The organism is Pseudomonas protegens, from assembly GCF_003732485.1.
GTDB classification, from domain to species: Bacteria; Pseudomonadota; Gammaproteobacteria; order Pseudomonadales; family Pseudomonadaceae; genus Aquipseudomonas; species Aquipseudomonas protegens_B.
In genome coordinates, this window is the sequence record NZ_MOAK01000043.1 from 12,281 (window position 1) to 23,824 (window position 11,544).

9 protein-coding genes are annotated in these 11,544 nt (G+C 64.0%); 2 read left to right on the plus strand and 7 right to left on the minus strand.

Annotation, left to right across the window (positions count from 1 at the left end):
- Positions 1 to 4 precede the first annotated feature (4 nt).
- Both cmoA and cmoB read left to right on the plus strand, forming a co-directional pair.
- Positions 5 to 748 carry a carboxy-S-adenosyl-L-methionine synthase CmoA gene (gene cmoA, locus BLX41_RS09475; protein ID WP_123724675.1) on the plus strand — a complete coding sequence of 248 codons (744 nt, stop codon included), beginning with the start codon at positions 5 to 7 and terminating at the stop codon, positions 746 to 748.
- Positions 745 to 1,701, plus strand: a complete 957-nt coding sequence (gene cmoB, locus BLX41_RS09480; RefSeq protein WP_123724676.1) for a tRNA 5-methoxyuridine(34)/uridine 5-oxyacetic acid(34) synthase CmoB — start codon at positions 745 to 747, stop codon at positions 1,699 to 1,701. Before cmoA ends, cmoB begins: the two co-directional genes overlap by 4 nt.
- Positions 1,702 to 1,844: 143 nt before the next feature.
- Here cmoB and tadA read toward each other — a convergent pair whose 3' ends face one another.
- The 7 genes from tadA to treP all read right to left on the minus strand — a co-directional run bounded on the left by tadA (position 1,845) and on the right by treP (position 11,282).
- Positions 1,845 to 2,333, minus strand: a complete 489-nt coding sequence (gene tadA / locus BLX41_RS09485) for a tRNA adenosine(34) deaminase TadA (RefSeq protein ID WP_123724677.1) — start codon at positions 2,331 to 2,333, stop codon at positions 1,845 to 1,847.
- A complete protein-coding gene (locus BLX41_RS09490; RefSeq protein WP_123724678.1) occupies positions 2,333 to 3,709 on the minus strand; it encodes a multicopper oxidase family protein in 1,377 nt (458 codons plus the stop codon). The genes tadA and BLX41_RS09490 overlap by 1 nt, the downstream gene beginning before the upstream one ends.
- A 198-nt stretch (positions 3,710 to 3,907) precedes the next feature.
- Positions 3,908 to 4,198, minus strand: a complete 291-nt coding sequence (locus tag BLX41_RS09495; RefSeq protein WP_123724679.1) for a PTS sugar transporter subunit IIB — start codon at positions 4,196 to 4,198, stop codon at positions 3,908 to 3,910.
- A 2-nt stretch (positions 4,199 to 4,200) separates the two neighbouring features.
- The gene (gene ptsP / locus BLX41_RS09500; RefSeq protein WP_123724680.1) at positions 4,201 to 6,738 is read right to left on the minus strand and encodes a phosphoenolpyruvate--protein phosphotransferase; all 2,538 of its coding nucleotides are present in this window, start codon (positions 6,736 to 6,738) and stop codon (positions 4,201 to 4,203) included.
- Positions 6,739 to 6,798: 60 nt separating this feature from the next.
- Entirely contained in the window at positions 6,799 to 8,022 is a 1,224-nt protein-coding gene (locus tag BLX41_RS09505) for a maltoporin (protein WP_123724681.1), read from the minus strand.
- A gap of 110 nt (positions 8,023 to 8,132) precedes the next feature.
- Positions 8,133 to 9,779 (minus strand): alpha,alpha-phosphotrehalase, encoded by a 1,647-nt coding sequence (gene treC / locus BLX41_RS09510; RefSeq protein ID WP_123724682.1) that lies wholly within the window; start codon positions 9,777 to 9,779, stop codon positions 8,133 to 8,135.
- Positions 9,780 to 9,839: 60 nt separating this feature from the next.
- Positions 9,840 to 11,282 (minus strand): PTS system trehalose-specific EIIBC component, encoded by a 1,443-nt coding sequence (gene treP, locus BLX41_RS09515; RefSeq protein WP_123724683.1) that lies wholly within the window; start codon positions 11,280 to 11,282, stop codon positions 9,840 to 9,842.
- Positions 11,283 to 11,544 lie beyond the last annotated feature (262 nt).

Consider the following 11,544-nt stretch of genomic DNA (forward strand, 5'->3'; position numbering starts at 1 on the left):
CGCCGTGAGCAAAGAACCCGACCGCCTATTCGCCCAGCCCCTGGCCCAGGTGCCCGACTTCGCCTTTAACGAGGATGTGGTGCGGGTGTTCCCGGACATGATCAAGCGCTCGGTGCCGGGTTACCCGACCATTGTCGAGAACCTCGGGGTACTGGCAGCGCAGTTCGCCCAGCCCAACAGCGTGCTCTACGACCTGGGCTCATCCCTGGGTGCGGTGACCCAGGCCCTGCGCCGCCATGTGCGCACCGACGGTTGCCGGGTGATCGCGGTGGACAACTCCGCGGCCATGGTCGAACGTTGCCGGGAATACCTCAACGGCCAGGATTCGATGTTCCAGGAGCTGTTGCCGGTGCAGGTGGTCGAAGGCGACATCCTGGCCCTGGAGTTCCAGCCGGCCTCGGTGGTGGCCTTGAACTTCACCCTGCAGTTCATCGCCCCGGAGCAGCGCCTGGCTCTGCTCGGGCGTATCCGCCAGTCGTTGCTGCCCGGCGGTGCGCTGATCCTCTCGGAGAAGCTGCGCTTCAACGACACCGAGGAACACGCCCTGCTCACCGACCTGCACATCGCCTTCAAACGCGCCAACGGCTACAGCGAACTGGAAATTGCCCAGAAGCGCAGCGCCATCGAAAACGTCATGAAGCCCGACAGTTTCGAAGAACACCGCGAACGCCTGCTGGCCGCCGGGTTCTCGAAAGTCGTGCCGTGGTTCCAGTGTCTTAATTTTGCCTCGTTGATTGCCCTGCCATGATTGATCTGTCCCCCCTCGCTCGCCGTCTGGCGGGCACGCCCCTGGCCGAATGGGCCAACGGCCTGCAAGCCCAGCTCGATGCCAAGATGGAAAAGGGTCATGGCGACCTGGAGCGCTGGCAGAGCGCCCTGGATGCGCTGCCGAAGATCCAGCCCAGCGAAGTCGACCTGATCAACGGCCTGCGCCTGGACACCGATTGCGATAACGCCACCCGAGGGCAGATGCGTACTGCGCTGATGGGCCTGTCGCCATGGCGCAAGGGGCCGTTCGATCTGTTCGGCGTGCACGTGGACACCGAATGGCGCTCGGACTGGAAATGGTCGCGGGTCGCCCCGCACCTGAACCTTGAAGGCAAGCGCATCCTCGATGTCGGCTGCGGCAACGGCTACTACATGTGGCGCATGCTCGGCGCCGGCGCCCACAGCGTGATCGGCGTCGACCCCAACTGGCTGTTCTTCTGCCAGTTCCAGGCGGTGCAGCGCTACTTGTCGGAGCCGTCGGTGTGGCACCTGCCATTCCCCTTCGAAGACCTGCCGGCCAACCTGGAAGGCTTCGACACGGTGTTTTCCATGGGGGTGTTCTACCACCGCCGTTCGCCCATCGAGCACCTGCTGGCGTTGAAGGACTGCCTGGTCAAGGGCGGCGAACTGGTGCTGGAAACCCTGGTGGTGGAAGGCGATCAGCACCAGGTGCTGGTGCCGGAAGACCGCTACGCGCAGATGCGCAACGTGTGGTTCCTGCCGTCGGTGCCGGCCCTGGAACTGTGGCTGCGACGTGCTGGTTTCAGTGATGTGCGTTGCGTGGATGTCAGCGTGACCAGCGTCGAGGAGCAGCGCGGCACCGAGTGGATGAAGTACCAGTCCCTGCGCGACTTCCTCGATCCCAACGATCACAGCAAGACCATCGAGGGCCTGCCGGCGCCGATGCGCGCGGTGATTATCGCCAAGAAATAACCCCGCCTTCCCCCTGTAGGAGCTGGCCGGGCGGCGTTCCGCTTGCCAGCGAAGGCGCCCGCCAGAGCGGCGCAAGGCTCAAGGGCCTCTTCGCCGGCAAGCCGGCTCCTACGGTTTTGTGTAGGCCGCGAACCGGTTTGCGATCAGCGCGCTCGACGCGCCTTGAAGAACTCACTCAACACCGTGCCGCACTCCTCGGCCAGCACCCCGCCCTCGTACAGCACTCGATGATTGAGGAAACCCTGGGTGAAGAACTGGCCCTGGCTCTGCACGATGCCGGCCTTGGGTTCCAGGGCGCCGTACACCACTCGGGCAATGCGCGAATGGACGATCAGCCCGGCGCACATGCTGCAAGGCTCCAGGGTCACGTACAGGGTGCTGCCGGGCAGGCGATAGTTGCTCACCGCCTGGGCCGCCGCGCGGATCGCCACCATCTCGGCGTGGGCGCTGGGGTCGCTGCCACTGATGGGGCAGTTGTAGCCGCGGCCGATGATCTCGCCATCCAGTACCAGCACCGCACCCACCGGCACTTCCCCCAGCGCGGCGCCTTGGGCCGCCAGGGCCAGGGCTTCGCGCATGAAGTCCTGGTCGCGACTGCGGTCGATGATCGACGCCGGGCGTATCTGACGCATCACACCACCTCGATGGCGGCCATCAGACCGGTTTCCATGTGGTCGATCACGTGGCAGTGGAACATCCAGACCCCGGGGTTATCCGCCACCAGCGCCACACGGGCCCGCTCGTTCTTGCCCAGCAGGTAGGTGTCGGTGAAATACGGAGTGATCTTCTTGCGGTTCGAGGCGATGACTTTGAAGCTCATGCCGTGCAAGTGAATCGGGTGTTGGTACTGGGTCATGTTCTTCAATTCGAAAATGTAGCTCTTGCCCTTTTTCAGCGTGGCAATCGGGCGGTCGGCGCAGGTCTTGTCGGTGATGTCCCAGGCCTTGCCGTTGATCTGCCACAGGCTGGGCGGCTTGCCATTGTCCACGTTCACCGAGACCGAGCCAACCCACTCGAAATTGAAGTTGAGCTTCTCGGCGTTGTCGAGATCCGGCTCGGCCACCGGGTTGGCCGGCAGGGCTGGCGGCCACTGGGTCGGCGCATCGTTGTTGGCCACCGAACGCAAGGTGCCCAGGCGCACCGGACCGTTGCGCAGGGACAGTTCCTGCCCCGCCGCCGGCGCCTTGATCGCCAGGCAGATGCGCATGCCCGGCCCCAGCCAGTATTCCTTGCCCAAGGGGCGCGGCTCGATGGGGTTGCCGTCCAGCGCATAGATCTGCGCTTCGACATCCGGGATGTTGATGCGGTAGGTCAGGGTGTTGTCCAGGTTGAGCAGTCGCACCCGGGTGATCTGCCCCGCCGGCAGCTCGATCACCGCCTGGGACACACCGTTGATCGTGGACAAGCGCCCGGCCGTACCGCCTCGCGCCGCCTCCCGAGGAATGCTGAAGGGCATGAACCCGCCCTCTTCATCCACGTGCCAGCTTTTCAGGCTCAGGGTGCGCTCGTACTGGAAGCCGGTGGGTTCACGTTCTTCGATGATCAGCGGGCCCACCAGGCCGCGACCCAGTTCTTCGCTGCTGTTCACATGGGGGTGATACCAGTAGCTGCCGGCATCCGGTACGCGGAACTTGTAGTCGAAGTATTCGCCGGGCAGCACCGGCAGTTGCGAGACGTAAGGCACGCCGTCCATTTCCAGGGGCAGGCGGATGCCGTGCCAGTGGATGGTGGTGGCCACGGGCAGGTGGTTGATGAAGCGTACCCGCAACCACTCGCCCTGGCGTACCCGCAGTTCGGTGCCCGGTACCGATGGTCCGAAGGCCCAGGCCTCGGTCTTGTGCCCCGGCACCAGCTCCACATCCAGGGGCGCGGCGATCAGCTCGTAATCGTGGCCCGCCTCGGCGTCGGCCATTTTCCCCAGCCAGTAGCGCGAGGCGCCACCCGCTCCCACGCCGACCACTACCAGACCGGCCAGACCACCGAGTATTTGTCGACGGGTAAAGGACATGGACTCAACTACCTCACGTATCTGCGGCGGACCCAGGCCCGCAAAAGGCGAATACGATACACCCGCAGTTGAGAAACAGTAAGGCCGGCGCGGCGACCGGACGCAGGCGGGACGGGGAAACGATGGGGGTTTTCGAGAGTCTGCTCGCTGGCAAGCCCGTTGCTCTTGTAGGAGCCGGCTTGCCGGCGAACAGGCCCCTCAGCCCTGCAATCCCAACAGCAGATGCACCACGCCACCGGCCAGGGGCATCACTGCCGGCACCCCCGCCACTCGCAGGGCGCTGCTGTCCAGCAACTGCGGATCATGCAGCTCCAGGCGCAGGCGGGTCAGGGCCAATGGTTGCTGGCTCTTGATATTGGCGCTGCCACCCAGCGCCGCCAGCATCGCGTCATTCAGAGCACTGCCGTTGGCCTTGGGGGCCTTCGGCTGATCAGGGATCAAGTCTGGAGTCAGGGCCTTCCAGAACGCCCGTTGCAATTTCTCGAACATCTTCAGTTCTCCAGAACCAGTGAGTCGGCGGCGACTTGCTGCCTTTGCAGGCATTCACGTACCTGAACCGCGTCTTCCAGATCGATGATCCGCGCAGCCAAGGCCTGGCACTCGCTTAGATCCAGCTCCCGTACCCGGGCCTTGATGGCGGGGATCAGCGGCACGCTCACCGACAGTTCGTCCACTCCCAGGCCCAGCAACAGCGGCACCGCCAGGGTCTCGGAAGCCAGTGCGCCACAGACGCCGACCCATTTGCCGTGGGCATGAGCGGCCTGCACCGTTCGCGCGATCAGGCGCAGCACCGACGGATGGAAGCTGTCGGCCTGACTGGCAAGGCGCGGATGATCACGGTCCATGGCCAGGGTGTATTGGGTCAGGTCGTTGGTGCCGATGGAGAAGAAATCCACCTCTGGAGCAAAGCGGTCTGCCATCAGGGCCGCCGAAGGCACCTCGATCATGATGCCCAACTTGGGCCGCTCCGCCAGGCCCAGGGCCCGAACCTCGTCATCCAGTAACTGCCGCGCCTGACGCAGCTCCGCCAGCTGGCTGACCATCGGCAACATGATGTGCAGGCGAGCCTGCCCGGCGCTGGCGAGAATCGCCCGGAACTGCTCCCGCAGCAGTTCTGGACGCTCCAGGCACAGGCGGATACCCCGCAGGCCGAGAAAGGGGTTGGCTTCACTGTCCATGGGCACATAGGCCAGAGGCTTGTCGCCGCCCACGTCCAGGGTCCGCACCACCAGATTGCGCGTCGGCCCCAGGGCCCGGGCAATGGCTCGATAGGTTTCGGCCTGCTCCTCGGGGCTGGGGGCGTGGCTGCGGTCCTGGTAGAGAAACTCCGAACGCAACAGGCCGACGCCTTCGCCTCCCAGGCTCATTGCCTGCTCGGCCTCCGCCAGAGAGGCAATGTTGGCCGTGACCTCCAGATGATGACCGTCGCGGGTCACCGCCGGTTGCGCCGCCTGGGCCAGGTCCTGACGCTGGCGCAAGCGTTGCTGCTGACGCAGGGCCTCCAGTTGCTGCAAGCGTTGCGGGTCCGGGTCCGTATGCAGTTCGCCGCGATCGGCATCCAGCAGCACCCGGGTGCCGTTGGCCAGGGACAGGACCCGGGACGACAGGCCACAGATCGCCGGCAGGCCCAGGGCCCGGGCGAGAATCGCCACGTGGCTGGTGGCGCCGCCGCCCACCGTGACAAATCCCAGCACCTTGCTGGTGTCCAGGCTGGCGGTCTGCGAGGGGGTCAGTTGCTCGGCAATCAGAATGGCCTGGTCCGGCAAGCTCAGGGCATGCTCTTGCACCCCGAGAATCAGCTTGAGCACCCGTTGGCCGACGTCCGCCAGATCCACCGCGCGCTCCGCCAGCAGCGTACTGCCCAGGCCCTTGAACAGCTCGGCGGTAACCTCGATGGCACTGTTCCAGGCATAGGCGGCGCTCTTGCCGGTGATGATCAGGGCTTCGGCCTGCTGCAACAGGCTCGGATCATCGAGGAGTTCCTGGTGGGCGCGGAAGATTTCCTGCTGCGCTTCCCCCGGGGCATTGTCCCGCAGCTGTTGCAGGCCCCGGACCGCCTCCCGCAAGGCCCGCTCAAGGACTTCGCGCTCCTGCTGCGGGTTCGCCGCCCACTCGCTTATCTGCAGGCGCCGCTCTGCCACCTGCAGCACCTGGCCGACCGCCGAACCCGGTGACGCACAGACGCCCCGCAGAACCGTCTCCTGCGACTCATCCCGCGCCGCTACTGGCTCAGGACTCGACGCCGCAGGACTGATTTTTTCGCCACAACCCGAGACCAACAGCTCCACCAGAACCTGGATCGCCCGCTCGGCATCCGCACCCGCAGCACTGACCTGCAAGACATCGCCCTGCACCGTCTGCAACGCCATGATCGACACCAGGGACTTGGCATTGGCCGAGTCCTGGCGGCGGTGCAGGCAGATATTCGCGGCAAAGCCCTTGGCGGCCTGGGCCAGCAACGCCGCCGGACGTGCGTGCAGCCCCTGGGGGTTGCCCAGGATCAGCGGTTTGGAAAACAGCGCCTCAGCTTCAGCGTCCTCGGCCTTGCCGACCTCCTGCGCGGAGGCGGGCTCGATCTGCAACACCGGCTGTCCCAACTCCACCAGCAGGCTGTCGGACACCAGCCCGGTCACCGCCTCACCACTGACCACCAGCATCAGGGTCAACAGGCTGCGGGCGTGCAGGGCCAGATAATCAGCATCGAATTCGATCAGCGGCTGGCCTGCCGAGACCTGCTGCCCCTCCTCGACCAGACAGGTGAAGCCCTTGCCCGCCAGGTTTACCGTGTCCAGGCCGATGTGCATCAGCACCTGCTGGCCCTGTTCACCGGTGATGCTCACCGCATGGCCGCTGTGTTGCAGGTTGCTGACGACCCCGGACAAAGGCGCACAGAGGGTCTGGGAAGTCGGGTCGATGCACAGCCCGTCACCGATCACCCGGCTGGAAAACACCGGGTCCGGAACCTGATCCAGGGGCAGCAACACCCCGGACAGGGGCGCGAGCAATTGCAAGGGTTGGGTTATGGCCATGACGTCACCTGCTAATGATTCCTTGAAGTGCCGATGGAGCGCGAGCCCCGACAGCATCGCTTATTTCCACCAGTACTCGACCTGCAAGCCGACGTTCGCACCGTGTCGGGCGCTGCCGAATACACCACTGTCAGACAGCGCGGAGCCGGCCGCCAGTTCGTTGGCCGCGCGTTTGGCGGCCTCGTTCCAGCTGGCATAGGTGTAGTACAGGCGCACCTCCGGGCGGGCCCAGAAGTCCGGTCCCTTGGGTGACCAGGTCGGCGCGAAGGTGAACTTGCTGAGTTTGCGGGTGCCTCCCGGCGCTTCCACCTGATCGTGACCAAACTCGGTCACCAGCTTGAACTGCTCGGTGATGGCATAGGCCGGGCGCACGCCCAGGGAGATCCAGTTCTGGTCCTGGCCGTCGGGGCGAATGTCCTTCTGATAGACCGCCTCGACCTGGCCGCCGAAGCGCGGGGTGACCTGCCAGTCGAAGAACTCCACCAGGCGATAGCTCTTGTTGCCGTCATCCAGGTAGGGATTGCCGGTGTAGCCCAGGCCGGTACCGGGGCCCTCACCGTATTGCAGGGCCAGCTTGTTCTTGCCGCCGAAAAAGTCTTTCTGCACATGCTGGGTGGTGATCGCCCAGCCATTGTGGGCACCACGGCGATCGGGCTTTTCCAGGTAGCTCAGGCCCAACTCCAGCTCGCCGCCGGGGTTGGTCTGGAAACCGGCAATGTTGAAGTCGTGACGGCTCACGGCCTGCTTCTGGTAGAGGTTGTCCTTGCGGGAAAAGGCGTAGCTGTATTTCAGATCGCCGATGCGCACGTCCTCGACCCCGCCGCCGGTGGCGCTCTGGTTCCAGTAGTAGAAGTCGGAAATATGGATGTCGTTACGCTTGTAGTAACGGCGCCCGGCCCACAGCGAACCGCCATTGAGGCTGGGCAGGTTCGACCACTGGGCGTACATCTGCGGCATGCGCGCCGAGCCGTTTTCGCCCTGGAAGGTCAGGTTGCGATCGTAGCGGTTGTAGAGCGACGCCATGCCGTCGACGCTGAGCACCGAGCCGTCTTCCAGGGTGTACAGGTCCTGGCGCAGCTCCAGCTCGGCGTACTGCTCACACTCGTTGCCCAGGCGGTACTTGGACTGCGCGCCGGGCAACTGGAAGCAGGACTGCGAGCCGCTGTTCACCGAGGTGCCAAGACCGCTGCGCAAGTACCCGGCAAACTCCAGGGCCTGGGCCGGTAACGGCAATGCCAGGCACAGACAGGACGCCGCCAGACCGCGATTTATTGTTGTGTTCATAAGCCACCCCATTATTTTTATTGTGATGTTTGGATTCGTAGGAGCCGGCTTGGCGGCGCATGCGCTGGGCCAGAAAGATCGCCTGGCCCGGTTCGCCGGCAAGCCGGCTCCTACCGGGTCAGGTGCAGGACGAAGGACTCGTAAGGCCGCAGGTGCAAGTGCTGGCTGCGCGGCTCGTGGTCCGGGTAGTTGCTGATCAGCAGACGCTGTTGCATGCCGGCGCTGATCACCGCTTCCGGCAACTCGACCTCACACGGCGAGCCATAGAAGTTGTTCACCACCAGCAGGCGCTCGCCGTCGCCCTCGCGCACATAGGCCCAGATCTGCCCATGCTCGGGCAGCAACTGGCGATAAAGGCCGTGCTGGATCAGCGCCTCATGGCGGCGCAAGACAATCAGCCGGCGATAGTGATGCAGCACCGAATCTTCGTCGTCGAGTTGCGCCTCGACATTGATCTGGCTGGCGTTGGCCGGTATCCCGATCCAGGGCTCGGCGCTGCTGAACCCGGCATTGACCCCGGCATTCCACTGCATCGGCGTGCGCCCGTTGTCCCGGGACTTCTGCTGGATCGCCGCCATGATGGCCTGCGGTTCTTCACCGGCCTCGCGCTTGAGGCGGTGGATGTTCAGGGTCTCGACATCGCGATACTGCTCGATCCGCTCGAAGTGCGGATTGGTCATGCCCAGTTCTTCGCCCTGGTAGATGAAAGGCGTGCCCTGGAGCAGGTGCAACGCGGTGGCCAGCATCTTCGCCGACACCACCCGGTGTTCGCCGTCGTCGCCAAAACGCGAGACCACCCGCGGCTGGTCGTGGTTACACCAGAACAGCGCATTCCAGCCGCCACCGGCCTGCATGCCGGATTGCCAGTCGGAGAGGATGCGCTTGAGCTCAAGGAAGTCGAAATCGGCCCGCAGCCACTTCTGCTGGTTGGGGTAGTCCACCTTCAGGTGATGGAAGTTGAAGGTCATCGACAGCTCCTTCGACTCCGGATGCGAGTAACGGATGCAGTGCTCCAGGCGAGTGGAGGACATCTCGCCGACATTCACCAGATCGTGCCCGGCGAACACTTCCCGATGCATTTCCTGCAGGTACTGGTGCACGTTGGGACCATCGGTGTAGAAGCGTCGGCCGTCGCTCTGATCCTCGGGGAAATCCGCCGGCTTGGAGATCAGGTTGATCACATCGAGGCGGAAGCCGCCGACGCCCTTGTCGCGCCAGAAGCGCATCATCTTGAAGACTTCGGCGCGCACCTGGGGGTTGTCCCAGTTGAGGTCGGCCTGGGTGTGATCGAACAGGTGCAGGTAGTACTGCCCGGTCTGGGCCTCGTATTCCCAGGCAGAGCCGCCGAACTTGGATTCCCAGTTGTTGGGCTCATCGCGCCAGATGTAGAAATCCCGGTAGGGGTTGTCCAGGCTGCTGCGGGCCTGCTGGAACCAGGCGTGCTCGATGGAGGTGTGGTTGACCACGATATCCAGCATCAGCTTGATCCCGCGCTTGCCGGCTTCGGCGATCAGCAGCTCGCAGTCGGCCATGCTGCCGTAGCTGGGATCGATGGCGTAGTAGTCGCTGATGTCATAGCCGTTGTCCCTCTGCGGCGAACGCAGGAACGGGGTCAGCCACAGGCAGTCGACCCCCAGCCAGTGCAGGTAGTCGAGCTTGTCCACCACCCCCAGCAGGTCACCGGTGGCCTGGCCTTGGTGGCTGTGAAAACTTTTCGGGTAGATCTGGTAGATCACCGAACGCTGCCAGTCTTGCATGGGGGAATCCTTTGGAAAGTGCGAGGGCGTTCGCCGGCGAGCCGGCGCCTACAAGGCCGGTCAGGCCACTCGGTAGCCGGGGCGGATGATCTTCAAGCTCAGGCCGCAGGTCAGGACAAAGGGCACCACCAGGGCGATGACCATGCCAATGACGAACGTCGGGATGTACTGGGGAATGATCGAGATGAACCCCGGCAGCCCACCGACACCGATGGCCGAGGCCTGAACCTTGTTCAGCGAGAGGAAGATGCTGCCCAGGGCCGAGCCGATCAGCGCGGCGTAGAAGGGAAACTTGTAGCGCAGGTTGACGCCGAACATCGCCGGTTCGGTGATGCCGAAGTAGGCGGAAATCGCCGAGGTCGAGGCCATGCTGCGATCACGAGCGTTGCGGCTCATGGTGAATACCGCCAGGGCCGCACTGCCCTGGGCCAGGTTGGACATGACGATCATCGGCCAGATAAAGGTGCCGCCCTGGGTGGCGATCAGTTGCAGGTCGACGGCCAGGAACATGTGGTGCATGCCAGTGATCACCAGCGGTGCGTAAAGCAGGCCGAAGATCGCGCCGCCGAGCACGGGAGCCAGGTCGAACAGGGTGACCACGCCTTCGGTGATAAGGATTCCCAGGTGCCGGGTCACCGGCCCGATGATCGCCAGGGCCAGTACGCCGGTGACCACGATGGTGGTGATGGGTACCACCAGCAGGGTGATGGCGTTGGGCACCCGGGCCCGCAGCCACTTTTCGATAACACTCATGACATAGGCCGCCAGCAGGATCGGCAGGATCTGCCCCTGGTAGCCGACCTTCTCGATCTGGAACAGACCGAAGATATCGAAGTACGGCAGGCTCTGGCCGTCCAGCCCGGCCACGGCCTTGCCATAGTTCCAGGCATTGAGCAGGTCCGGGTGCACCAGCATCAGCCCCAGGACAATGCCGAGGATCTCGCTGCCGCCAAAGCGCTTGGCCGCCGACCAGCCCACCAGGGCCGGCAGGAACACGAAGGAGGTGTTGGCCATCAGGTTGATCAGGCTCCAGAGCCCATCCAGCCCCGGGTACGCCTCAAGCAGGGTCTTGCCCTCGATGAACATGCCCTTGGCGCCCAGCAGGTTGTTCACCCCCATCAGCAGGCCCGCAATGATCAGGGCCGGCAGGATGGGCATGAACACATCGGAGAACACCCGCACCAGACGCTGCATGGCGTTGGTCTTTTCCGCGCCCTTCTGCTTCACGTCGGCAATGGTGGAAACCGCGAGGCCCGTCTGTTCACGCAGGGCCGCGTAGACCTTCTCTACCTCACCAGGGCCGATCACCACCTGGAACAGGCCACCGGTGAAGAACGAACCCTTGACCAGATCGATCTGGTTGAGTGTGGCGCTGTCGACGAGGCTCGGGTCCTTGAGGGCCAGGCGCAGGCGGGTCACGCAATGGGCCGCCTGTTCGAGGTTGTCGGCGCCACCGAGGCTGTGCAGCAACTCGCTGGCGATTATTGAATAGTCGTGGCTCATGCTTGTTCTTCCACCTGAGATTTTTGTTATTGGCAGCACGCCGAGGGGCAAATTACTCGTCTGTACGAGTTAAATCAATAACTCGTACAGACGAGTTTGAAATTTTCTTCCGACGTGGCCCTACGCCATGCTTTTTCCACCTGGGGAAGCCTCACCAGGGCGCATGGACAAATGCCCCTTCCAGCCCTTAAGGTGCCTGCCTTGAGCACAGTCCGGCACAGAGCCATCCCATGAGCAAATACAACCAGATCTATAGCGATCT

Coding starts and splice junctions, on each gene's coding strand:
- treP (WP_123724683.1), bottom strand. CDS start 11,282: ATGAGCCACGACTATTCAATAATCGCCAGCGAGTTGCTGCACAGCCTC.
- treC (WP_123724682.1), bottom strand. CDS start 9,779: ATGCAAGACTGGCAGCGTTCGGTGATCTACCAGATCTACCCGAAAAGT.
- tadA (WP_123724677.1), bottom strand. CDS start 2,333: ATGCGTCAGATACGCCCGGCGTCGATCATCGACCGCAGTCGCGACCAG.
- BLX41_RS09495 (WP_123724679.1), bottom strand. CDS start 4,198: ATGTTCGAGAAATTGCAACGGGCGTTCTGGAAGGCCCTGACTCCAGAC.
- ptsP (WP_123724680.1), bottom strand. CDS start 6,738: ATGGCCATAACCCAACCCTTGCAATTGCTCGCGCCCCTGTCCGGGGTG.
- BLX41_RS09505 (WP_123724681.1), bottom strand. CDS start 8,022: ATGAACACAACAATAAATCGCGGTCTGGCGGCGTCCTGTCTGTGCCTG.
- cmoB (WP_123724676.1), top strand. CDS start 745: ATGATTGATCTGTCCCCCCTCGCTCGCCGTCTGGCGGGCACGCCCCTG.
- BLX41_RS09490 (WP_123724678.1), bottom strand. CDS start 3,709: ATGTCCTTTACCCGTCGACAAATACTCGGTGGTCTGGCCGGTCTGGTA.